The sequence below is a fragment of the Pseudomonas sp. LBUM1678 genome (assembly GCF_059695575.1).
This window is the reverse complement of sequence record NZ_CP166775.1, coordinates 6160276-6181905: the sequence shown is the minus strand read 5'-3', so window position 1 is coordinate 6181905 and position 21630 is coordinate 6160276. Positions and strand designations below refer to the sequence as shown.

General features: G+C 59.0%; 22 protein-coding genes. 12 read left to right on the top strand and 10 right to left on the bottom strand.

All coding sequences use genetic code 11. The features are described 5' to 3' along the window. The first annotated feature begins 74 nt into the window (after positions 1-74). The 4 genes from ACA070_RS28225 to trpE all read left to right on the top strand — a co-directional run bounded on the left by ACA070_RS28225 (position 75) and on the right by trpE (position 4382). Positions 75-1223 carry an iron-containing alcohol dehydrogenase gene (locus tag ACA070_RS28225; protein ID WP_497449171.1) on the top strand — a complete coding sequence of 383 codons (1149 nt, stop codon included), beginning with the start codon at positions 75-77 and terminating at the stop codon, positions 1221-1223. Between the two features lie 116 nt (positions 1224-1339). Continuing rightward, complete coding sequence (rpe, locus tag ACA070_RS28220; protein WP_008035979.1) at positions 1340-2014, top strand: ribulose-phosphate 3-epimerase; 675 nt, start codon at positions 1340-1342, stop codon at positions 2012-2014. Then, a complete protein-coding gene (locus ACA070_RS28215) occupies positions 2011-2829 on the top strand; it encodes a phosphoglycolate phosphatase (RefSeq protein ID WP_497449170.1) in 819 nt (272 codons plus the stop codon). Before rpe ends, ACA070_RS28215 begins: the two co-directional genes overlap by 4 nt. Before the next feature lie 71 nt (positions 2830-2900). Continuing rightward, complete coding sequence (gene trpE, locus ACA070_RS28210) at positions 2901-4382, top strand: anthranilate synthase component I (RefSeq protein ID WP_497449169.1); 1482 nt, start codon at positions 2901-2903, stop codon at positions 4380-4382. 79 nt (positions 4383-4461) lie between these two features. Here trpE and estP read toward each other — a convergent pair whose 3' ends face one another. Beyond that, complete coding sequence (estP, locus tag ACA070_RS28205) at positions 4462-6369, bottom strand: esterase EstP (protein ID WP_497449168.1); 1908 nt, start codon at positions 6367-6369, stop codon at positions 4462-4464. Positions 6370-6775: 406 nt separating this feature from the next. Between estP and ACA070_RS28200 the strand changes: the two genes are divergently transcribed. The 4 genes from ACA070_RS28200 (at position 6776) to ACA070_RS28185 (ending at position 10108) form a co-directional block, all read left to right on the top strand. Beyond that, a complete protein-coding gene (locus tag ACA070_RS28200; RefSeq protein WP_109635289.1) occupies positions 6776-7369 on the top strand; it encodes an aminodeoxychorismate/anthranilate synthase component II in 594 nt (197 codons plus the stop codon). Positions 7370-7378: 9 nt separating this feature from the next. Continuing rightward, a complete protein-coding gene (gene trpD / locus ACA070_RS28195) occupies positions 7379-8428 on the top strand; it encodes an anthranilate phosphoribosyltransferase (RefSeq protein WP_497449167.1) in 1050 nt (349 codons plus the stop codon). After that, entirely contained in the window at positions 8425-9261 is an 837-nt protein-coding gene (trpC, locus tag ACA070_RS28190) for an indole-3-glycerol phosphate synthase TrpC (protein ID WP_497449166.1), read from the top strand. The genes trpD and trpC overlap by 4 nt, the downstream gene beginning before the upstream one ends. 145 nt (positions 9262-9406) lie before the next feature. Then, positions 9407-10108: a lipoate--protein ligase family protein gene (locus ACA070_RS28185; protein ID WP_497449165.1), complete on the top strand. Its 702-nt coding sequence runs from the start codon at positions 9407-9409 to the stop codon at positions 10106-10108. A gap of 10 nt (positions 10109-10118) precedes the next feature. Here the strand turns inward: ACA070_RS28185 and crp are convergent, their stop codons facing one another. Continuing rightward, the gene (gene crp / locus ACA070_RS28180) at positions 10119-10763 is read right to left on the bottom strand and encodes a cAMP-activated global transcriptional regulator CRP (RefSeq protein ID WP_497449164.1); all 645 of its coding nucleotides are present in this window, start codon (positions 10761-10763) and stop codon (positions 10119-10121) included. Between the two features lie 234 nt (positions 10764-10997). Between crp and ACA070_RS28175 the strand changes: the two genes are divergently transcribed. Both ACA070_RS28175 and speD read left to right on the top strand, forming a co-directional pair. Further along, positions 10998-11420: an OsmC family protein gene (locus ACA070_RS28175; RefSeq protein ID WP_007941657.1), complete on the top strand. Its 423-nt coding sequence runs from the start codon at positions 10998-11000 to the stop codon at positions 11418-11420. A 238-nt stretch (positions 11421-11658) separates the two neighbouring features. Next, positions 11659-12453: an adenosylmethionine decarboxylase gene (gene speD / locus ACA070_RS28170; protein WP_462029801.1), complete on the top strand. Its 795-nt coding sequence runs from the start codon at positions 11659-11661 to the stop codon at positions 12451-12453. Positions 12454-12585: 132 nt separating this feature from the next. Here the strand turns inward: speD and coq7 are convergent, their stop codons facing one another. The 6 genes from coq7 to hemJ all read right to left on the bottom strand — a co-directional run bounded on the left by coq7 (position 12586) and on the right by hemJ (position 17186). Further along, positions 12586-13233 (bottom strand): 2-polyprenyl-3-methyl-6-methoxy-1,4-benzoquinone monooxygenase, encoded by a 648-nt coding sequence (coq7, locus tag ACA070_RS28165; protein WP_497449163.1) that lies wholly within the window; start codon positions 13231-13233, stop codon positions 12586-12588. Positions 13234-13414: 181 nt separating this feature from the next. Continuing rightward, positions 13415-13753 carry a histidine triad nucleotide-binding protein gene (locus ACA070_RS28160; RefSeq protein ID WP_094470373.1) on the bottom strand — a complete coding sequence of 113 codons (339 nt, stop codon included), beginning with the start codon at positions 13751-13753 and terminating at the stop codon, positions 13415-13417. Positions 13754-13834: 81 nt separating this feature from the next. Further along, positions 13835-14623, bottom strand: coding sequence for an SDR family NAD(P)-dependent oxidoreductase (locus tag ACA070_RS28155; protein ID WP_497449162.1), 789 nt, complete (start codon positions 14621-14623; stop codon positions 13835-13837). 95 nt (positions 14624-14718) lie between these two features. After that, positions 14719-15663, bottom strand: a complete 945-nt coding sequence (locus ACA070_RS28150; RefSeq protein WP_497449161.1) for a DUF805 domain-containing protein — start codon at positions 15661-15663, stop codon at positions 14719-14721. Positions 15664-15755: 92 nt separating this feature from the next. Then, positions 15756-16724 (bottom strand): NAD(P)H-dependent flavin oxidoreductase, encoded by a 969-nt coding sequence (locus ACA070_RS28145; RefSeq protein WP_497449160.1) that lies wholly within the window; start codon positions 16722-16724, stop codon positions 15756-15758. A 33-nt stretch (positions 16725-16757) separates the two neighbouring features. Next, positions 16758-17186 (bottom strand): protoporphyrinogen oxidase HemJ, encoded by a 429-nt coding sequence (hemJ, locus tag ACA070_RS28140; RefSeq protein WP_497449159.1) that lies wholly within the window; start codon positions 17184-17186, stop codon positions 16758-16760. 134 nt (positions 17187-17320) lie between these two features. Here hemJ and argC point away from each other — a divergent pair, with 134 nt between their 5' ends. Together argC and erpA are read left to right on the top strand one after the other, a co-directional pair. Continuing rightward, the gene (argC, locus tag ACA070_RS28135) at positions 17321-18355 is read left to right on the top strand and encodes an N-acetyl-gamma-glutamyl-phosphate reductase (protein WP_461955955.1); all 1035 of its coding nucleotides are present in this window, start codon (positions 17321-17323) and stop codon (positions 18353-18355) included. A gap of 169 nt (positions 18356-18524) precedes the next feature. Next, positions 18525-18875, top strand: coding sequence for an iron-sulfur cluster insertion protein ErpA (erpA, locus tag ACA070_RS28130; RefSeq protein WP_007947969.1), 351 nt, complete (start codon positions 18525-18527; stop codon positions 18873-18875). A gap of 78 nt (positions 18876-18953) precedes the next feature. Here erpA and ACA070_RS28125 read toward each other — a convergent pair whose 3' ends face one another. Both ACA070_RS28125 and ACA070_RS28120 read right to left on the bottom strand, forming a co-directional pair. Continuing rightward, positions 18954-20045 (bottom strand): anhydro-N-acetylmuramic acid kinase, encoded by a 1092-nt coding sequence (locus tag ACA070_RS28125; protein ID WP_497449158.1) that lies wholly within the window; start codon positions 20043-20045, stop codon positions 18954-18956. A 3-nt stretch (positions 20046-20048) separates the two neighbouring features. Then, positions 20049-21476, bottom strand: coding sequence for a peptidoglycan DD-metalloendopeptidase family protein (locus ACA070_RS28120; RefSeq protein WP_497449157.1), 1428 nt, complete (start codon positions 21474-21476; stop codon positions 20049-20051). Between the last annotated feature and the right edge of the window lie 154 nt (positions 21477-21630).

The following is a 21630-nucleotide window of genomic DNA, read 5'->3' as shown; positions in this document are numbered from 1 at the left end:
CCTGAATAGCAGACAAACCCCAATCCCCAGCTACTATTGTGCCCAGCTCCCCTACTTATAAGAGGCTGCGCACGATGAGTCTTTCCTCTTTCAAAATCGCTCACAAACTGATCACCGGCGCAGGTGCCATCGAGCAACTGGCCGCCGAACTCACCCGCCTGGATGTCGACAACCCGCTGATCGTCACCGACGCTGCTCTGGTCAAGTCCGGTACGGTCGAGCTGGCGCTGGCGCAGTTGGGCGATCGGACCTACGAGATTTTCGACCGTGTGCTGCCAGACCCGGAAATCGCCATCGTTGAAGACTGCATGCGGGTTTACCGCGAGGGCGGGCACGACGGTCTGATTGGCCTCGGCGGCGGCAGTGCCATCGACATCGCCAAAAGCGTCGCGGCTTACGCCGGTTATCACGGTGCGCTGGAGGATTTGTTCGGCGTCGATCAGGTGCCACGCAAAGGCCCGCCGCTGATTGCCATCCCGACCACGGCCGGCACCGGTTCGGAGGTGACCAACGTCGCCATCCTCTCCGACAAGGTCGCGCAACTGAAGAAGGGCATTGTCAGCGACTATCTATTGCCGGACGTGGCGCTGGTCAGTCCGCAAATGACCCTGACCTGCCCGCGCAGTGTCACCGCGGCCAGTGGCGTCGACGCGCTGGTGCATGCCATCGAATCCTATCTGTCGCTGAACGCCTCGCCGATCACCGATGCCCTAGCCATCGGCGCCATCAAGCTGATCGCCAACGCACTGCCCAAGGCCTACGCCAATCCGTCCAACCTGCAAGCCCGGGAAGACATGGCAACCGCCAGCCTGATGGCCGGCATGGCCTTCGGTAATGCCGGGGTCGGCGCGGTGCATGCGCTGGCGTATCCGCTGGGCGGGCGTTTCAACATAGCGCACGGCGTCAGCAACGCCTTGTTGCTGCCGTATGTCATGACCTGGAACAAGATGGCCTGCGTGGAGCGCATGCAGGATATCGCCGAAGCCATGGGGGTCAAGACCGCGCACCTGAGCGCCAATGAAGCGGCGGACAAAGCCGTGGAGGCAATGACCGCATTGTGCGCGGCGGTAGAGATCCCGCCAGGTCTGCACAGTTTCGGTGTTCCGGAGGACGCCATCCCGGCGATGGCCGTGGAAGCCGCGGGGATCGAGCGCCTGATGCGCAACAATCCACGCAAATTGAGCGCCATCGATATCGAGAAGATCTACCGAGCGGCGTACTAGAGCCTGCGGCGACTTATTGATCGAAGGCAGGCCCAATCATCGCGGTCACAGTGCGCGCGTCAAAGCATGAGGTATACAATGCGCGCCATCGTGATTCTGCTCAAAAAAGGTGCGTCATGCAGCCCTTCGTCATTGCTCCGTCGATTCTCTCCGCCGACTTCGCCCGCCTGGGTGAAGAAGTGGACAACGTCCTGGCCGCCGGCGCCGACTTCGTGCACTTCGATGTCATGGACAACCACTACGTACCGAACCTGACCATCGGCCCGATGGTCTGCGCCGCGCTGCGCAAGTACGGCGTGACCGCGCCGATTGACGCGCACCTGATGGTCAGCCCGGTGGACCGCATCGTCGGTGACTTCATCGAGGCCGGCGCGACCTACATCACTTTCCACCCGGAAGCTACGCAGCACGTCGACCGTTCCCTGCAACTGATCCGCGAGGGCGGTTGCAAGTCGGGCCTGGTGTTCAACCCGGCGACGCCGCTGGACGTGCTCAAGTACGTGATGGACAAGGTCGACATGATCTTGCTGATGAGCGTCAACCCGGGCTTCGGCGGGCAGAAGTTCATCCCTGGCACTCTCGACAAGCTGCGTGAAGCGCGCGCGCTGATCGATGCCTCCGGCCGGGACATCCGCCTGGAAATCGACGGTGGCGTCAACGTGAACAACATTCGTGAAATCGCTGCAGCGGGTGCGGACACCTTCGTCGCCGGTTCGGCGATCTTCAATGCACCGAACTACCAAGAGGTGATTGAAAAGATGCGTTCCGAACTGGCGTTGGCTCGTCCATGAGTGGCTTTGAGCAGCTGTTCCCGGGGCGTCTGCCGCGGCTGGTGATGTTCGATCTGGATGGCACGCTGGTCGATTCGGTCCCCGACCTCGCTGTGGCTGTGGATAACATGCTGCTCAAACTGGGGCGTGACCCTGCCGGCATCGAATCGGTGCGTGAGTGGGTCGGCAATGGCGCGCCGGTGCTGGTTCGCCGCGCGCTGGCCGGTGGCATCGACCATTCGACGGTCGACGACGGTGAAGCCGAGGGCGCGCTGGAGATTTTCATGGAGGCTTACGCCGAGAGCCATGATCTGACCGTGGTCTATCCCGGCGTGCGCGATACCCTGAAATGGCTGCACAAGCAGGGTGTCGAGATGGCGCTGATCACCAACAAGCCGGAGCGCTTCGTCGCGCCGTTGCTGGATCAGATGAAAATCGGCCGTTACTTCAAGTGGATCATCGGCGGCGATACCTTGCCGCAGAAGAAGCCTGACCCGGCCGCGCTGTTTTTCGTGATGAAAATGGCCAACATTCCGGCCTCGCAATCGCTGTTTGTCGGCGATTCGCGCAGCGACGTACTGGCGGCGAAAGCGGCGGGGGTCAAGTGCGTGGCGCTCAGCTATGGCTACAACCACGGCCGGCCGATTTCGGAAGAGTCGCCGGCGCTGGTGATCGACGATCTGCGCAAGCTAATTCCCGGTTGCCTGGATCCGGCCGCTGAGATAACGTTGCCCGACGTTGCTCAATCCCCTTCTGGAAACGCCATCGTGGTGGTCACTCGCAAACTCTGGATGAAAGTCATCAAGGCCCTGGCCCGCTGGCGTTGGCGCGCCTGACTCGATTCTGGCCGGCTTTCCGGCGCGTTTGCATACCTGACTGTTAGCACCTCAAGCCACGAGGCTACCCCATGATCCGCGAAGAATTCCTGCGTTTGGCCGCTGCCGGCTATAACCGTATCCCGTTGGCCTGCGAAACCCTGGCCGACTTCGACACGCCGCTGTCGATCTACCTGAAACTGGCCGATGAGCCGAACTCCTACCTGCTGGAATCGGTGCAGGGCGGGGAGAAGTGGGGCCGTTATTCGATCATCGGCCTGCCGTGCCGCACCGTGCTGCGGGTTCACGACCATCACGTCAGCGTGACCCACGATGGCGTCGAGATCGAAAGCCATGAGGCTGAAGATCCGCTGGCCTTCGTCGAAGAATTCAAGGCCCGCTACAACGTGCCGACCATCCCCGGCCTGCCACGCTTCAATGGCGGTTTGGTGGGTTACTTCGGTTACGACTGCGTGCGCTATGTGGAGAAACGTCTGGGCAAGTGCCCGAACCCGGATCCGCTGGGCGTGCCGGACATTCTGCTGATGGTGTCCGATGCGGTAGTGGTGTTCGACAACCTCGCCGGCAAGATGCACGCCATCGTGCTGGCCGATCCATCGCAGGCAGATGCTTTCGAACAAGGTCAGGCACGCCTGGAAGAGCTGCTGGAAAAACTCCGTCAGCCTATCACCCCGCGTCGCGGCCTGGATTTCAGCAAGCAACAGTCGGCTGATCCGGTATTCCGTTCGAGCTTCACCCAAGACGACTACGAAAAAGCCGTCGACACCATCAAGGAATACATCCTGGCCGGTGACTGCATGCAGGTCGTGCCGTCACAGCGCATGTCGATCGACTTCAAGGCTGCGCCGATCGATCTGTACCGGGCGCTGCGCTGCTTCAATCCGACGCCTTATATGTACTTCTTCAACTTCGGTGACTTCCACGTCGTCGGCAGTTCGCCGGAAGTGCTGGTGCGGGTCGAAGACAACTTGATCACCGTGCGCCCGATTGCCGGCACCCGTCCTCGCGGCGCCAACGAAGAGGCTGACCTGGCGCTGGAAAAAGACCTGCTGTCCGACGACAAGGAAATTGCCGAGCACTTGATGCTGATCGACCTGGGTCGTAACGACACCGGTCGGGTTTCGGAAATTGGTTCGGTGAAACTCACCGAGAAGATGGTCATCGAGCGTTATTCCAACGTGATGCACATCGTTTCCAACGTCACCGGTCAACTGAAGGCCGGGTTGACGGCGATGGACGCACTGCGCGCGATTCTGCCGGCGGGCACCTTGTCTGGCGCACCGAAAATCCGCGCGATGGAAATCATCGACGAACTGGAACCGGTCAAGCGTGGCGTCTACGGCGGCGCGGTCGGCTACTTCGCCTGGAACGGCAACATGGACACTGCGATCGCGATCCGCACCGCTGTGATCAAGAACGGCGAATTGCACGTGCAGGCCGGTGGCGGCATCGTTGCCGACTCGGTGCCGGCGCTGGAATGGGAAGAAACCCTGAACAAGCGCCGCGCGATGTTCCGCGCCGTAGCCCTGGCTGAACAAACCCCGGAAAGCTGAGTTCCCACAAAGACCTCACCACCAAAAAACGCGGCACCTGTAAGGGCGCCGCGTTTTTTTGTGCCTGCTGTTTGCCGGGTCAGAAATCCAGCGCAACACCAACGTTGATGCCTTGCTGGGTAAAGTCATCGTCCTTGCGGAACGTGTAACCGCCACGCAGCGCCAGATCAGCCGTCAACTTGTGGCTGACCCCCAGGCTCACGCGATTCAAGTGGCTTTGCGGCGTATAGCCATCCAGCTTGAAGTCGAGGGACGGCAGGCTGTTGAGGGCGATATTCACCTTCTGCACGTCATCTTCATACTCGCGCTCGTAGGCATATTCGCCGAACACTTGAGTCTGTGCCGTGATTTGGTATTTGCCCTGCAGCCCGGCGCCGAGGCGTTTTGAATCGCGTTTCTGGTCATCAAAGGTCAGCGCCGTGGAACGATTGCTGTTTTCCGAGTAGCCGTCGACGTCCACTTTCGCGTAATCGGCGCTGACAAACGGCGACAGGTGCCACGCGCTGCCCGGTTGCGCAATGTCGTAGCCAACGCGCGTGCTGAATGCCCAGAGATGACCATCGGTATCACCCTTCTCCACGCCTTCGCTGGCGCCCAGGTCGAATTTGCGTTTGAGGTTGTCATAATCCAGCTGGCCGCCGGTCAACGCGACATCGGCCCACCAGCGATTCTGCTGGAATTGGGCGAAGGCAGTGGCCAGGTAGCTATTGAGTTTGTAGTCCGAATCGTTACTGCCTGCTTCCAGATTCTGACGATAGAAGCCCGCCGCCACACCGACGCGCCAGGCGTCATTGAGACGATAGCTGCCGCCGATGTTCAGGTTGTAACCGTCGCCGTCGGCGCTGGCGCTGCTGCTTTGGCTATCGACATCCAGATGCTGGCCGCCACCGGCGACAATCGCGCGCCATTGGCCCACCGCCTGCCAATTCTCCCAGTCCGATTGCCATTGGCTGCGCAACTCATCCTGGTGTGCACGCAAGGTGGCGTGGGCCATTTCCGGCATCAATGTCAGCTCCCACGGCGCAGCGAGTAACGAGTAGGCGTAGTCGGAAATCAGTTTTTGCCCGGCTTCGGTCGGATGAACCCCATCGTTGTAAATCAGCTTGCTGGGGTCCGGGGTGGCACTGTTGATGCCATACGTAGCGTTTTCGGTACAGCTGTTACCGCTGAAGCAGGTCGCCGTCAGGTTCTGGCCTGTAGCAAAACCGAATCGAGCCGGATCGGCGAAGGTTTCCTGCAGCAGCAACGGAATATTCAGTGGGATGATTTCGGCATCGATCCCAGCGAGACGGGTGACCAGTTGCCGGTTGAAGGCAGAGCTCAGTAGTGAGGTGGGTGTCTGCTGGGGTGTGCCATTGATGGCCGGCGTCAAACCCAGGTCGGGCAGCAGCCAGACCATAATGTAGCGGGCGCCGGCGGTTCGTAGAATTTGAACGCTGTTGGCCAGTCGATCGGCAGCGGCATTCGCCTGAGCGGCACTTTGAACACGTCCCTGAAGAAAATCGTTACCACCCCCGGAGAGGTAATACAGCGCGTTCGGGTCGGCGCGCAAATTGTTTGCCGGCAGATAGCCCAAACGGACGCGTTCACCGGTGGCGGAGGCCGTGGTGATCGAGTCGAGGATCTGGTCGGTGCGGTAGCCGCCAACCGCCCAGTTATTGCCGTCCGGCAGTCCCTGGTTGGCACGCGCCGCCGAGGTCGAAGCGGCCGTCTGGTCTGGAGAAAACCCAAGTCTTGCGCCCAGCAGTTGCGTCGAGTTGGCGGAAAAGACTTCGCCACTGCCATCCAGATAGATCGGACCGGTCCGGTTAGTGAAGCGCAGGGTGGCACCGGCGGGGCCGCCCGTGTCGGTAAACTGCCCGGCATCGTTGAGGCTGTCACCGAAGACGATGAAGTTCGAGTAAGGGTTGGGTGCCGCGATCGCCTGGGTGCAGGCCATAGCGAGCAAGCAGCCGGCAAGCGGTACAAACAACGTCTGTTTGATCATGAGCAAGTCCGTTTATTTATTGTTGTAGTGAACGAAACGACAGTACCAAAAAATTTCCGGCCTTTTGCTATCGGTCGCGAACCCTTCAATTGTTTCGCGGCCAGTCGCGCCGGCCATATTGCACGCTCTGCCCAGCTAAGTTACTGTGCCAAGACGTATGAATGAGACCTTCCCCGTGTTGATCATCAGCAAACTTCTGGATCAAGTCATCAAGGCACACGCCCGCTGGCGTTGGCGCGCCTGAATTCTTTTGCCGGCCCCGCCGGACCTGTATCACTTTGCCTTCTTCACCCGTATGACATACCGCTTTGCTGGCGCACCCGGCGACTGACAAAGCGCAGGACACTGCGGGTAATCATTCGAAGGCTGTCTTAAAAGTCAGTGAATTCAAGAGGTTCCAAACGCCATGTTGCTGATGATCGATAACTACGACTCTTTTACCTACAACGTTGTGCAGTACCTTGGTGAGCTTGGCTCCCAGGTCAAAGTCGTGCGCAACGATGAACTTACCGTTGCCGAAATCGAAGCGCTCAACCCTGAGCGAATCGTCGTGTCCCCCGGTCCTTGCACCCCGACCGAAGCCGGTGTCTCGATCGACGTGATCAAGCATTTCGCCGGCAAGCTGCCGATTCTTGGCGTCTGCCTCGGCCACCAGTCCATCGGCCAGGCCTTTGGCGGTGATGTGGTCCGCGCCAGGCAAGTCATGCACGGTAAGACTAGCCCGGTATTCCACGAGGACAAGGGTGTATTCGAAGGTCTGAATCGTCCGCTGACGGTGACGCGCTATCACTCGCTGATCGTCAAGCGCGAAACCCTGCCGGATTGCCTGGAGCTGACCGCATGGACCCAGCTCGAAGACGGTTCGGTCGACGAAATCATGGGCCTGCGCCACAAGACATTGAACATCGAGGGTGTGCAGTTCCACCCCGAGTCTATCCTCACCGAGCAGGGCCACGAGCTGTTCGCTAACTTCCTCAAACAAACCGGCGGCACGCGCTAAGGACTTTTCATGAATATCAAGACAGCCCTGAGCCGTATCGTCGACCACCTCGACCTCAGCACCGATGAGATGCGCGATGTGATGCGCGAAATCATGACCGGGCAATGCTCGGATGCGCAGATCGGCGCGTTCATGATGGCCATGCGCATGAAGAGCGAAAGCATCGACGAGATCGTTGGCGCGGTGTCGGTCATGCGCGAGTTGGCGGACAAGGTCGAACTCAAAACCCTCGACGGCGTAGTCGATGTGGTTGGCACCGGCGGCGATGGTGCGAATATTTTCAACGTCTCGACGGCTTCTTCTTTCGTGGTGGCGGCAGCCGGTTGCACCGTGGCCAAACACGGTAACCGTGCGGTGTCGGGCAAAAGCGGCAGCGCCGATCTGCTGGAGGCGGCGGGTATCTACCTGAATCTGACGCCGGTCCAGGTGGCGCGCTGCATCGACAACGTCGGCATCGGTTTCATGTTTGCCCAGACCCATCACAGCGCCATGAAGTACGCCGCCGGCCCGCGCAAGGATCTGGGCCTGCGTACCCTGTTCAACATGCTTGGCCCGCTTACGAATCCGGCCGGTGTGAAACATCAGGTGGTGGGCGTGTTCAGTCAGGCGTTGTGCCGGCCATTGGCCGAAGTCCTGCAGCGTCTGGGCAGCAAGCATGTGTTGGTGGTGCACTCGAAGGATGGCCTGGACGAATTCAGTCTCGCGGCGCCAACCTTTGTCGCAGAACTGAAGAACGACCAGATCACCGAATATTGGGTCGAGCCGGAAGACCTGGGCATGAAAAGTCAGAGTCTGCACGGCCTGGCAGTGGAAAGCCCGGCGGCGTCCCTTGAGCTGATTCGCGATGCCCTGGGCAAGCGCAAGACAGAGAGCGGTCAGAAAGCCGCCGAGATGATCGTGCTCAATGCCGGTGCCGCGCTGTACGCAGCCGACCTGGCGACCAGTTTGAAAGAAGGCGTTGCCCTGGCGCACGATGCGCTGCACACAGGCCTCGCTCGGGAAAAACTTGAGGAGTTGGGTGCATTTACCGCGGTATTCAAAGTGGAGAATGAGGGATGAGTGTACCGACGGTTCTGGAAAACATTCTGGCCCGCAAAGTCCATGAAGTTGCCGAGCGTAGCGCCCGTGTGAGTCTGGCGGAGCTGGAAAGTCTGGCCAAGGCGGCCGATGCACCCCGTGGTTTCGCCAAGGCATTGATTGCCCAGGCCAAGCTGAAAGAGCCGGCAGTCATTGCCGAAATCAAGAAGGCTTCGCCGAGCAAAGGGGTGATCCGCGAGCACTTCGTTCCCGCCGACATCGCTAAAAGCTACGAGAAGGGCGGCGCGACGTGCTTGTCGGTGCTGACCGATATCGATTACTTCCAGGGCGCCGACGCGTATCTGCAACAGGCGCGGGCGGCGTGCAACCTGCCGGTGATCCGCAAGGACTTCATGATCGATCCGTACCAGATCGTCGAAGCCCGAGCCCTGGGCGCTGACTGCGTGCTGCTGATCGTCTCCGCACTGGATGACGTGAAAATGGCCGAGCTGGCGGCCGTGGCCAAAAGCGTCGGTCTCGATGTGCTGGTGGAAGTCCACGACGGCAACGAGCTGGAGCGGGCTTTGAAAACCCTCGACACGCCGCTGGTCGGCGTGAACAACCGCAACCTGCACACCTTTGACGTCAGCCTGGAAACCACGCTTGATCTGTTGCCACGGATCCCGCGTGATCGCTTGGTCATTACCGAAAGCGGCATCCTCAACCGGGCCGATGTGGAACTGATGGAAATCAGCGACGTGTACGCGTTCCTGGTTGGCGAGGCGTTCATGCGCGCCGAGAGCCCGGGCACCGAGTTGCAGCGTCTGTTCTTTCCTGAGCGTGGCGGTCCGGTCGGCGGTTCTACGCTCGACTGAACACCGCTTCGCGAGCAGGCTCACTCCCACAAGGGACCTTCAGTGAACACAAAGTTTGTGCTCACCATAGTTCAAATGTAGGAGCGAGCCTGCTCGCGATGGCGGCATAAGAAGCACCACAGACTTCAAGTCCTACGGAACCCTTATGACCTCACCCACTTCAATGACCGTCGAAGCCGGCCTGCTCGCCGAACAGGATCTGCTGGCCCATGTGTGCACCGGCGATTCGGACCTTGGCTTGTTGTTCTGGCAGCCCAATGACCGGGCGCTGGTCATGCCACGCCGCTTGAATCGCTTGCCGGGTTTCGACGCTGCATGTGAAGTTTCGGCGGCGGCGGGTTGGCCAGTGCTGTTGCGTGAAACCGGTGGTGAGCCAGTGCCGCAATCGGCCTCCACCATCAACATCGCCCTTGTCTACGCACCCCCGCGTAGCGAAGGTGATCAGAACCGCATCGAAACCGCTTATCGCCGCCTCTGCGACCCGATCTGTCAGTTACTCGATGAACTGGGCGGCGTCTCGTCCTTGGGCGAAGTCGACGGCGCATTCTGCGATGGCCGGTTCAACGTCAACCTCGACGGCCGCAAGATGGTCGGCACCGCTCAACGCTGGCGCCAGAGCAAGGGTGGCCAGCGCCCGGTAGGATTGGTGCACGGAGCTTTGTTGCTGGATAACGAGCGTGAATCGATGGTCGCCGCAGTCAACCGCTTCAATGAAGCGTGCGGTCTTGAACATCGGGTGCGCGCCGAAAGCCACATTGCCCTGCACGAGAAGTTTGCCGCGCCCGATGCGTTGCAACGGCTCGACACGCTTTATCGCCAGTTGCTGGCAGACATGCTGGCGGCTTGAGTTTTCGAGCTTAGCGCGTGCCGAAGACCACCATGGTCTTGCCTTTGACGTCCACCAGGTTGCGTTCTTCCAGATCCTTGAGCACGCGACCGACCATCTCACGTGAACAGCCGACAATCCGGCCGATCTCCTGGCGGGTCACTTTGATCTGCATGCCGTCCGGGTGGGTCATGGCATCCGGCTGTTTGCACAATTCCAGCAGACAGCGGGCGACGCGACCGGTGACGTCGAAAAAGGCCAGGTCACCGACCTTGCGCGTGGTATTGCGCAGACGTTGTGCGATTTGTCCGCTGAGCACGTAAAGAATGTCTGGATCTTGCTGGGACAGCTCGCGGAATTTTGCGTAGCTGATTTCCGCCACCTCACACTCGATCTTCGCACGCACCCAGGCGCTGCGCTCCTGTTCCAGGCCAGCCTGTTCGAACAGACCCAACTCACCGAAAAAGTCCCCGGAGTTCAGGTAGGCAATGATCATTTCGCGACCGTCGTCATCCTCGATCAGGATCGTGACCGAGCCTTTGATGATGAAGAACAGCGTTTCCGAGCGATCACCGGCACAAATGATGTTGCTCTTGGCCGTATAACGACGGCGCTGGCAATGCATCAACAGCTTGTCGAGGTTCTTTATTTTGGGGGATGGGGCAATAGCAACCATGGTTGAATCCCGAAAAGACTTCACGGTGTGTCTGGTTTTTTTATGAGTCGCAGACGACGGCTGGGCAAAGGCCGGCCAAGCGCCAGCGAATTGGCGCCAGCTTAACAGACACTTCCTGCAATATTCGAGCATTTACCTACGGCTCGGAAGGTTATGCCCTACAAATGCCGGGCACTGCCAATCCGGGGCCCTGTGCTAAGCTGGCGACCCTTTTTTATGCAGTGGAGTCTGGCGATGAAGGCACGCATCCAATGGGCTGGCGAAGCCATGTTCCTCGGTGAATCCGGCAGCGGTCACGTCGTGGTCATGGACGGTCCGCCCGATGCAGGCGGTCGCAACCTGGGTGTCCGGCCGATGGAAATGCTCCTGCTGGGTGTCGGTGGTTGCAGCAATTTCGACGTGGTCAGCATCCTCAAGAAGTCCCGTCAGGCTGTCGAAAGCTGTGAAGCCTTCCTCGAAGCCGAGCGTGCGACGGAGGATCCGAAAGTCTTCACCAAAATCCACATGCACTTCGTGGTCAAGGGTCGCGGGCTGAAAGAAGCGCAGGTCAAACGCGCTATCGAGCTGTCCGCCGAGAAGTATTGCTCGGCGTCGATCATGCTGGGCGCGGCGGGCGTAGCCATTACCCACGACTACGAGATCATCGAACTCGGTTGAATCGACATTCAACTATCATAAAAGCAGTGCAGACTCTGGCGATCCCAAGCTGACGTCTGCATAATGCGCCACTTTTTTCAGGGTCGTGGTCCGTCATCGACAGGCTGCGAGCCCGAACAGACAACCAAAATCGCCATCGCGAAGAGGTGTTAACCGTCCTACGCAGGTGCGTTGTACGCATCTGACGGGCATGCTTGATCACGCGGCCCGGGCCGCAATACATAGAGAGTTTTTAACGGTGAAAAGCAAACTCAAGCTCCACGGGTTCAATAACCTGACAAAGACCTTGAGCTTCAACATCTATGACATCTGCTACGCGGAAACCCCGCAAGACCAACAGGCATACGTTGAGTACATCAATAAAGAGTACAACGCGAAACGCCTGACGCAGATCCTCACAGAAGTTGTCGATATCATTGGTGCCAACATCCTGAACATTGCCAGTCAGGATTATGAACCCCAGGGCGCCAGCGTCACGATTCTGATCTCTGAAGAGCCGGTAACCCCGACCGACAGCCAGATCGAAGAGTCGCCGGGTCCGTTGCCCGAGATTATCCTGGCCCACCTCGACAAGAGCCACATCACGGTGCACACCTACCCGGAAATCCATCCGGACGACGGCATTGCGACATTCCGTGTGGACATCGACGTGTCGACATGTGGCGTCATTTCACCGCTTAAGGCGCTCAACTTCCTGATCCACCAGTTTGATTCGGACATCGTGACCGTGGATTATCGCGTGCGCGGCTTCACCCGTGACGTCGAAGGCAACAAGCACTTCATCGATCACGAGATCAACTCGATCCAGAACTACCTCTCCGACGACACCCGCGACGCGTACCAGATGACCGACGTGAACGTGTACCAGGAAAACCTGTTCCACACCAAAATGTTGTTGAAGAACTTCGAACTGGATAACTACCTGTTCGGTGACGCAACCAACAACCTGTCCCCTGAGCAGCGTGCTCAAGTGACTGATCGTGTGAAACACGAAATGCTCGAAATCTTCTACGCGCGCAACATGCCGACCTAAGATTTTCGGGTACAAAAAAGGCGACTACCTCACGGCAGTCGCCTTTTTTATGCCTGGAATACAGAACCCTGTGGGAGCGGGCTTGCTCCGGGCGGCGTTCCGACGAAGAGGCCCTATCCGACAACACAACCATCAGATCCGATAAGTACTCTTGGTCATCACCTTGGCCATCAAGCTCATCCCGAACTTCACCGGCGCCGGAAAGCGAAACCCCCCTGCATCCAGCGCACTCTCGGCATGATGTTCTTCATCAATCCGCATCTGCTCAAGAATCGCCCGGGACTTTTCGTCTTCCGCCGGCAATTGCTCAAGGTGCTCGTTCAAGTGTTTGCACACCTGATGCTCGGTGGCGGCCACGAAACCCAGGCTGACCTTGTCGCTGATCAATCCGGCCACGGCGCCAATCCCGAACGACATGCCGTAGAACAGCGGATTGAGAATGCTGGTATGGCTGCCCAACTGTTTGAGGCGTTGCTCGCACCAGACCAGGTGATCAATTTCTTCTTCCGCAGCATGTTCCATGGCGGCGCGCACGTGCGGCAGCTTGGCAGTCAGGGCCTGACCCTGATACAGCGCCTGGGCGCAGACTTCGCCGGTATGGTTGATGCGCATCAGGCCGGCGACGTGGCGGGTGTCTTCGTCACTCATTTGCGCATCCGGCTGCACGATGGCGGGCGACGGACGGTACGGTTGGCCACTGAAGGGCAGCAACGTACGCATCGCGGCATCGGCTTGCAGCAGAAGACGGTCAATCGGCGAGTAGTGACGCTGGGTAGTCATGCTGACCTCCGGGAAGAATCTCGGCGGCCAGTTTAACCCAATCGGCCGGGGGAAGGTTTGCGCTGGGTCATTGCGACGCAGGCAGAATTGTAGGAGCCGGCTTGCTGGCGATGGCGTCCGAAAGATCACTTTGACATCGTGAATCGCCATCGCCAGCAAGCCGGCTCCTACGGGAGTTGGATCAGCCCGGCGGCCAGTGCATCTGGCGCTGACCCAGCACATGCATATGAATGTGATAGACCGTCTGTCCACCCAGTTCATTGCAGTTCATGACCACACGGAAACCTTCTTCGCAACCCAGTTCCAGGGCCAGGCGCTGGGCAGTGAACAGAATATGCCCGGCCAATGCCTTGTCGTCCTCGGTGAGGTCGTTCAGGGTACGCACCGCTTTTTTCGGAATGACCAGAAAATGCACCGGTGCCTGTGGGGCGATGTCGTGGAAGGCCAGTACCTGGTCGTCCTCGTAGATGATCTTCGCCGGGATTTCCCGGTTGATGATCTTGGTGAACAGAGTATCCACAGCTGTTTTCTCCGTTGTTTGTGCTGGCCTGAGTGTACTCATGGGTTATCCCCGAGCCCAGCCTTTTACCTTCATGTCTGATCAGCGCGGGCAATAGGCCTTGTTGACCATGCCAGCGATTGTCCGGATCAACCAGCGAGAGCCGAGCCGCGGCAGCATGGCACGCCAGCGGTTCCCGCGACCGGGAATAATGATTGCGCGATTTTTCTCCAGGGCTCGCACGGTATACAGCGCCACTTCCTCGGGGCTCATCAGCAGCTTGCTGTCGGCCAGTTTGCCGGTGTCCAACTGGGCGGTGCGGAAGAAGCCGGTGCGGGTCGGGCCGGGGCAAAGCACCGAAACCTTGACCGCACATTTCTTCAGTTCGACGCGCAACCCTTCGGAAAAATGCAGCACATAGGCTTTGCTGGCGTAATACGTGCTCATCCATGGGCCGGGATGGAATGCCGCCATTGAAGCGACATTCAGAATCTGCCCGCCCCCCTGCAAGGCCATGCTGTTTCCGATGGCATGGCACAAGCGGGTGAGTGCCAGGATGTTCACTTCAATCAGGTCCTGCTCGGTCATCCAGTCCTGGGCCAGAAATGGTCCGCAGGTGCCGATGCCGGCGCAGTTGATCAGCAAATCGATTTGCCGGTCACCTTCTTCCAGTTCCAGCAGGAACCCGGACAGCCGCAGCGGCTCGCCGAGGTCACAGGCGCGGAACAAGACTTCTACGCCAAACCGTTGGGTCAGTTCGATTGCAATACTTTCCAGCTGATCACGCTGTCGGGCCACCAGAATCAGGCTGCGGCCCCGGCGGGCCAGCGCTTCGGCCATCGCCAGGCCGATGCCGCTGGAGGCACCAGTGATCAGAGCGTAACGGGTCATGCAGTTCTCCATCGCAACAGCTCCGCGCCGGCGACGCGGGTGTCACGGGCGGGGAGCGCTGTTCATTCTTTCGCAGAGTCTACAGGGGACGGGGCTTATTCGGCTTCTTCGTCTGCGGAATCGGGTGCCTGCTCAGCCTCAGCGGCCGGCTCGACTTCCACATCGTCGGTGGTGATCGAGCTGCTGTCATAACTGGTTTCGGCAGCGGTTTCGTACTCTTCCTGAATCGCCGTAAGGCCTCCGGCCAGTGCGCCAATCAAAACCAGGGCGATTAACACCACCCACAATGAAGACAGCACCTTGACCGCTGTGGTGTTAGGCGGAGGCGGTGCGCCGTAGCGATTGGCGATGTTGGTGCCCGGGGCGATCATGATCACGAACGGGAAGAAGCTGCCTACGAACGGCACAAGGTTCAGCAACCAGAGCCAACCGGACCAGCCGATGTCGTGCAGACGCTGAACGCTGATCTGAATGCTGACGACCGCGGCTGCAATGCACAGGATGAACACTAACAGGCCTCCAAGAATAAGGCCTGCGGTCGAATCGGCACTGATGGTGGCGAAGGCGAAAATGGCCACAACGGAGCCGACCGCCAGCATGATCAGCGTCAGAACCATCGTCCACGCCAGATAACGCAAACGACCGATGCGGCCTTCAACACTGAATGGCTTGAGCGGGGCATACGCAGGCAGGCTTTCGCCGACAGTGGCCTGGGGAGGTGCATAAGGGGATGCGGGGTCGGCGAATACAGGTTGGCTGCCGACAGGCTTGTGTTCGTGAGCGTCGGCCAGGTTCAGCTCAATGGACGATTCACTTTCGATGCGAGCATCGATGCCTGTTTTCTTCAGCGCCTGAACGTAGGTTTGCGCGTCAACCTGCGACAGGTCTTGTTTGAGCGTAACTGTCTTGCCAGTGAACAGTCGTTCAACTGCAGCGACTTCGCTTTTGTATAGCTCGGCCAGCTTCTGTTTGGCGGTGGTGAGGTCAACGCCTGGCAGCAGAGCGCCGTCGAACACGATCTTGAAACGGGTGTCGCTCATTGCGAGGCTTCCTTGTCGCGAGTTTTTGAATGAGGAAATGTTACAGGCTTGGAGTGTAAGGCCAGCCGGGGCGGGCTGGCCAAACTTTCATCTCAGCGCGGCCAGCGTTTGGGTAGTTCGGTCGCCAGCTCCAGTGCCTTGCGGTATTCCGCGTCCAGCCGGGCGACCAATTGATCGACACTCGGCAAATCATCGATTTCCCCGACACCCTGGCCCGCAGACCAAACGGTTTTCCAGGCTTTTGCTTCATCGCTAATGGGCTTGAGTTTGGAGCCGAAGTCGACCTCGCCCTTGCCTTGCAGTGCCGCCATGTCGAAACCGGCAGCTTCGAGGCTTTGACGCATGAAACTCGCCGGTACGCCCGAGACCGCCGGAGTGTGGACGATGTCCGCGGCTCTGGACGTCAGCAACATCTCTTTGTAGGCGTCAGGCGCATGACTTTCAGTGGTGCCGATAAATCGCGTACCGAAGTAGGCCAGATCCGCGCCAAGCAATTGCGCAGCAAGAATCTCATGGCCGTGGTTCAGGCAGCCTGCCAGCAGCAGGGTTTTGTCGAAGAACTGGCGGATCTCGGCAATGAGCGAGAACGGGCTCCAGGTACCGGCGTGTCCACCGGCGCCTGCGGCCACGGCGATCAAACCATCCACACCGGCCTCGGCGGCTTTCTCGGCATGGCGACGCGTCGTCACGTCATGGAACACCAGGCCGCCATAGCTGTGGACCGCATCGACCAGTTCTTTCACGGCACCGAGGCTGGTGATCACGATCGGCACTTTATGCTCGACACAGATCGCAAGGTCCGCTTGCAGTCGCGGGTTGCTGTTGTGGACGATCAGGTTCACCGCGTAAGGCGCCGGGTTCTCCAGCGTCGCCAACCCTGCTTCGATCTCTTCCAGCCAGGCCTTGAAGCCGCTGCTCTCACGCTGGTTGAGCGCGGGAAAGCTGCCGACCACGCCGTTACGGCAGCAGGCGAGCACCAGTTGCGGATTGGAAATCAGAAACATCGGTGCTGCCACCACGGGCAGGCGCAAACGTTGTTCGAGCAAAGCGGGCAGCGACATTGGAAGTACCCCGGTGAGTTGTGCCTATTGGAGTTAGAACGGCCGAACGACGACCAGAATTACGATAGCCAGCAATATCAGAACCGGCACTTCATTGAACCAGCGATAAAAGACATGGCTACGGGTGTTTTCGCCACGGGCAAAACGCTTCACCTGTGCGCCGCACATGTGGTGGTAGCCGATCAGGATCACCACCAGGGTCAGTTTGGCGTGAATCCAGGCACCTTGACTGAAAATGCTTGGGTTAAGCCAGATCAACGCGATACCGAAAACCAGGGTGGCGATCATCGCCGGGCCCATGATGCCGCGGTACAGCTTGCGCTCCATGAGGCTGAAGCGTTCCTTGCTGACGGTGTCTTCGCTTTGGGCGTGATAAACGAACAGGCGCGGCAGGTAAAACAGGCCGGCAAACCAGCAGACCATGCTGATGATGTGAAGCGCTTTGAGCCACAGATAAAGCATTTTTAGTTATTCCCAGGTTCACGGTAGCCCGAATAGTAGAGGCTTGAGCCGCCGCACGTCACCTAAGCGGTTGTCGCAGGGCCGCGCGGCCCCTATTATCGACGGCTTTCCAGTGGTTCGTTGAGGGCAGGTTTATGGTCAAAGTCGGTATCGTCGGCGGCACGGGTTACACCGGTGTCGAACTGCTGCGTCTGTTGGCACAGCATCCGCAAGCTGAAGTGGTTGTGATCACTTCCCGATCCGAGGCCGGTCTGGCCGTGGCTGATATGTACCCGAACCTGCGAGGCCACTACGACGGTCTGGCCTTCAGCGTTCCGGATATCAAGACGCTGGGCGCCTGTGATGTGGTGTTCTTCGCCACGCCTCACGGTGTTGCCCATGCGCTGGCCGGCGAACTGCTGGCGGCCGGGACCAAGGTCATCGACCTGTCGGCAGACTTCCGTCTGCAAGATCCTGTCGAATGGGCCAAGTGGTACGGCCAGCCGCACGGTGCGCCGGAACTGCTGGAAGAAGCTGTCTACGGTTTGCCGGAAGTCAATCGCGAGCAGATCAAGGACGCTCGCCTGATCGCCGTGCCGGGTTGCTATCCAACGGCTACGCAATTGGGTTTCCTGCCGTTGCTCGAAGCCGGCCTGGCCGATACCACCCGTTTGATCGCTGACTGCAAATCCGGTGTCAGCGGTGCCGGCCGTGGCGCTTCTGTGGGTTCGCTGTACTCCGAGACGTCGGAAAGCATGAAAGCCTACTCCGTCAAAGGTCACCGTCACTTGCCGGAAATCCGCCAAGGCCTGCGTCGTGCGGCGGGCAAGGACGTCGGGCTGACCTTCGTTCCACACCTGACGCCTATGATTCGCGGCATTCACTCGACGCTGTACGCGACCGTCGTGGATCGCTCGGTGGATCTGCAGGCGCTGTTTGAAAAGCGTTATGCCAATGAACCGTTCGTCGACGTGATGCCGGCGGGCAGCCATCCGGAAACCCGTAGCGTGCGCGGTGCCAACGTCTGCCGTATCGCCGTGCATCGTCCGCAGGACGGTGATCTGGTGGTGGTGCTGTCGGTGATCGATAACCTGGTCAAAGGTGCGTCGGGTCAGGCGGTGCAGAACCTGAACATCCTGTTTGGTCTGGATGAACGTCTGGGCCTGTCCCACGCCGGCATGCTGCCGTAAGGTTTTATTCCGCTCAGCAAAAAGGCCCGTCTAACGGGCCTTTTTTGCGTTTCGAGCCGGCAATCGGGTTTATTGATATACCGTAACAATAGTTGACCAATTTTCTAGGAGAAGCGGATAATGCGCGTCATCACGCATTATGGCGGCGTAACGCCGGGAGATAGTCAGCATGAGCGTCGAATCCTTCACCCCCACCGCTTTGCAATTCACCCACGGTGCCGCGCACAAGGTGAAGAGCCTGGTCGATGAAGAGGGGAATGATCGCTTGAAGCTGCGCGTATTCGTTACGGGCGGCGGTTGTTCAGGTTTTCAGTACGGCTTCACCTTCGATGAAGAAGTGGCCGATGACGACACCATCGTCGAGCGCGAAGGTGTGAGTCTGGTCGTAGACCCGATGAGCTTCCAGTACCTGGCCGGTGCCGAGGTGGATTATCAGGAAGGTCTGGAAGGTTCGCGCTTCGTGATCAAGAACCCGAATGCCAGCACCACCTGTGGCTGCGGTTCTTCGTTCTCGATCTGATCGCGCTTCACCGCATTATCAAGCGCCGCATGGCTTCAGGGCTTTGCGGCGTTTTGTTGTGTGGGATTTGATGGATAGTCAGGCCGGGTAGATCGCGCCGAGTACGCGCAGGCCGCGGGCTCCGGTGACGCTCGGGCGATTGGCGGCGATGCCTTCCAGGCAGCAATGGGCCAGCCAGGCGAAGGCCATGGCTTCGACCCAGTCAGGGTCCACACCATAAGTGGCAGTGCTGCTGACTGTTGCGTTCGGCAACAGGCTGGCCAAGCGCTTCATCAGTGTGGCGTTGTGCGCGCCGCCACCGCAGACCAGCAATTCCTGAGTGTCCGACTGGGCGTGCTGCAGTGACTCGACGATGGTCAGTGCGGTCAGCTCAAGCAGGGTTGCTTGCACGTTTTCGGCAGCGAAGGTCGGCAGTTTCGATAGATGCTGAGTCAGCCATGGCAGGTTGAACACTTCGCGACCGGTGCTCTTTGGGCCTTTGGTGACGAAGAACGGATCACTCAGCAATTCATTCAGCAGCACCGGTTCAACCTTGCCGCTGGCAGCCCATTGGCCGTCACGATCAAAATTGTCGCCGTGTTGCTGATGAATCCAGGCATCCAGCAGGACGTTCCCCGGGCCGCAGTCGAAACCGGCGACAGGCTTGCCGGGTTCGATCAGGCTGAGGTTGCTGAATCCGCCAACATTCAATACCGCGCGATTGCCGGCACGTTCTTCAAACAAAGCTTCGTGAAAGGCTGGAACCAGAGGTGCACCTTGCCCGCCAGCGGCGACATCACGGCTGCGGAAGTCGCTGACTACGGTAATACCGGTCAACTCTGTGAGTAAGGCAGGGTTTCCGATTTGCACCGTGAAGCCGCGTGCCGGCTCATGGCGAATGGTCTGGCCGTGGCTGCCAATCGCGCGAATGTCTTCGGGCTTCAGGTTGTGTTGATGGAGGAGGGTGTTAATGCCCTGCGCTGCCAGCTTCACCCAGTTCTGCTGGGCGATGGCGGAACGGGCAATCTCGTCCAGGCCGCTGGCGCACAAACCAAGCAGCTCGGCGCGCAGGGAATCAGGCATTGGGGTGTAGTGCGTGGCGATCAGGTTGATCGCCGGGGTCAGTTCGATCAGCGCAATGTCCAGGCCATCGAGGCTGGTCCCGGACATCACACCTATATAGAGCGTCATGAATTAGCGCTTCGAAGCCAGCATGGTGGCTTTCTCTTGGTCCATGCGCGACATCAGCGGTTGGCTTTGCGCGAGGAAGCGTGCGCGTTCCGCTTTGGAGATTGGGTCGGCCATGGCAACCTTCTGGCCCAGTGGGTCCACGTGCACGCCATTGACCTGGAACTCGTAGTGCAAGTGCGGGCCGGTGGAGAGGCCGGTAGTACCGATGTAGCCAATTACCTGGCCTTGCTTGACGCTGCCGCCAGTCTTGACGCCTTTGGCAAAGCCTTGCATATGGCCGTACAGCGTACGGTAGGTGTTGCCGTGCTGGATGATCACGGTATTGCCGTACCCGCCGCGGCGACCGGCCAACAACACTTTGCCGTCACCGGCCGCTTTAATAGGCGTGCCGCGTGGTGCTGCGTAATCCACACCTTTGTGGGCGCGGATCTTGTTCAGGATCGGGTGTTTGCGGCCCATGGAGAACTTCGAGCTGATGCGGGCGAAGTCGACCGGAGTACGGATAAACGCTTTGCGCATGCTGTTGCCATCAGCGGTGTAGTAGCTGCTGTTGCCTTGCTTGTTGGTGTAGCGCACGGCGGTGTAGGTCTTGCCGCGGCTGGTGAAGCGTGCAGAAAGGATCGGACCGTTGCCGACAGCCTTGCCGTTGACAACTTTCTGCTCATAGATCACATCAAACTCGTCACCCTGGCGAATATCCTGGGCAAAGTCGACGTCATAGCCAAACACACTGGCCATGTCCATGGTCAGGCTGTGGGACAGGCCGGCACGCGCGGCAGACTGCGACAGCGAGCTGTTGATCACGCCATGTGCGTAGGCAGAACGCACAGTTGGCTTGGCGGTAATGCGGTTGAACGTATAACCCTTGTCATTCTTGGTCAGGCTGATGCTTTCGAGGTCGCTGACCTTGCTGTGCAAATTGGTCAGCTGGCCGTCGGGAGCCAGTTCGAATTCGAGTTTCTGGCCGTGTTTCAGTTGGCTGAACTGCTTGGCCTGCTTATCGCTGGCCAGTACTTCATGTACCGAAGTGGCTGGAAGGCCGACTTTCTCAAACAGCGTGGACAGCGTATCGCCTTTGGAAACGATCACTTCCCTGTGGCCTGGTGCCTTCTTTTCTTCGGCGACAGGCGCGGGCGCGGGCGCTGGTACGGCCAGGGCGGTTTCCTGAGGTTCTTCGGCGCTGTCTTCGATCTGCGCGAAAGGCGAGGCTGCCGGCTCATTTGTGGCTTGAACGGCTTCGGCGGCGTCTTGATCTTGTGTCAGTTGTTCAGCAGGGCTTTCCAGTTCAAGACTCAGTGTCGTCTTTTTGGCTTCAACATCACTGGAAGGGAATACCAGAAGCGCCAGGCTAAGAAGAGCGGCGATACCACTTGCTGCGAGCAGGTGGGTCTTCGGGTAAAGCGGTGGCGCTTTAGACGATTCTTTGGTCATAGGTAATTTTTGACTTTGAAAAAGATGAATTGGAAAAGATGAATGACATGATGAAGATGAAATAACTGTATAAAATATAACCAAATCATCTCTGAAGCAAGTCCGTGGCCACTCTGCCAGCGGATTGGCGTCATTGCGCCGGCCAAACTTTGTA

What these genes read in the sequence shown, in the direction of transcription:
- hemJ (WP_497449159.1), bottom strand. Translation starts at nt 17,186, where the DNA reads ATGCTTTATCTGTGGCTCAAAGCGCTTCACATCATCAGCATGGTCTGC.
- rpe (WP_008035979.1), top strand. Translation starts at nt 1,340, where the DNA reads ATGCAGCCCTTCGTCATTGCTCCGTCGATTCTCTCCGCCGACTTCGCC.
- ACA070_RS28150 (WP_497449161.1), bottom strand. Translation starts at nt 15,663, where the DNA reads ATGAGCGACACCCGTTTCAAGATCGTGTTCGACGGCGCTCTGCTGCCA.
- ACA070_RS28155 (WP_497449162.1), bottom strand. Translation starts at nt 14,623, where the DNA reads ATGACCCGTTACGCTCTGATCACTGGTGCCTCCAGCGGCATCGGCCTG.
- crp (WP_497449164.1), bottom strand. Translation starts at nt 10,763, where the DNA reads ATGGTTGCTATTGCCCCATCCCCCAAAATAAAGAACCTCGACAAGCTG.
- trpD (WP_497449167.1), top strand. Translation starts at nt 7,379, where the DNA reads ATGAATATCAAGACAGCCCTGAGCCGTATCGTCGACCACCTCGACCTC.
- erpA (WP_007947969.1), top strand. Translation starts at nt 18,525, where the DNA reads ATGAGCGTCGAATCCTTCACCCCCACCGCTTTGCAATTCACCCACGGT.
- coq7 (WP_497449163.1), bottom strand. Translation starts at nt 13,233, where the DNA reads ATGACTACCCAGCGTCACTACTCGCCGATTGACCGTCTTCTGCTGCAA.
- ACA070_RS28145 (WP_497449160.1), bottom strand. Translation starts at nt 16,724, where the DNA reads ATGTCGCTGCCCGCTTTGCTCGAACAACGTTTGCGCCTGCCCGTGGTG.
- ACA070_RS28120 (WP_497449157.1), bottom strand. Translation starts at nt 21,476, where the DNA reads ATGACCAAAGAATCGTCTAAAGCGCCACCGCTTTACCCGAAGACCCAC.
- ACA070_RS28175 (WP_007941657.1), top strand. Translation starts at nt 10,998, where the DNA reads ATGAAGGCACGCATCCAATGGGCTGGCGAAGCCATGTTCCTCGGTGAA.
- ACA070_RS28200 (WP_109635289.1), top strand. Translation starts at nt 6,776, where the DNA reads ATGTTGCTGATGATCGATAACTACGACTCTTTTACCTACAACGTTGTG.
- ACA070_RS28215 (WP_497449170.1), top strand. Translation starts at nt 2,011, where the DNA reads ATGAGTGGCTTTGAGCAGCTGTTCCCGGGGCGTCTGCCGCGGCTGGTG.
- trpC (WP_497449166.1), top strand. Translation starts at nt 8,425, where the DNA reads ATGAGTGTACCGACGGTTCTGGAAAACATTCTGGCCCGCAAAGTCCAT.
- ACA070_RS28185 (WP_497449165.1), top strand. Translation starts at nt 9,407, where the DNA reads ATGACCTCACCCACTTCAATGACCGTCGAAGCCGGCCTGCTCGCCGAA.
- trpE (WP_497449169.1), top strand. Translation starts at nt 2,901, where the DNA reads ATGATCCGCGAAGAATTCCTGCGTTTGGCCGCTGCCGGCTATAACCGT.
- ACA070_RS28125 (WP_497449158.1), bottom strand. Translation starts at nt 20,045, where the DNA reads ATGACGCTCTATATAGGTGTGATGTCCGGGACCAGCCTCGATGGCCTG.
- ACA070_RS28225 (WP_497449171.1), top strand. Translation starts at nt 75, where the DNA reads ATGAGTCTTTCCTCTTTCAAAATCGCTCACAAACTGATCACCGGCGCA.
- argC (WP_461955955.1), top strand. Translation starts at nt 17,321, where the DNA reads ATGGTCAAAGTCGGTATCGTCGGCGGCACGGGTTACACCGGTGTCGAA.
- estP (WP_497449168.1), bottom strand. Translation starts at nt 6,369, where the DNA reads ATGATCAAACAGACGTTGTTTGTACCGCTTGCCGGCTGCTTGCTCGCT.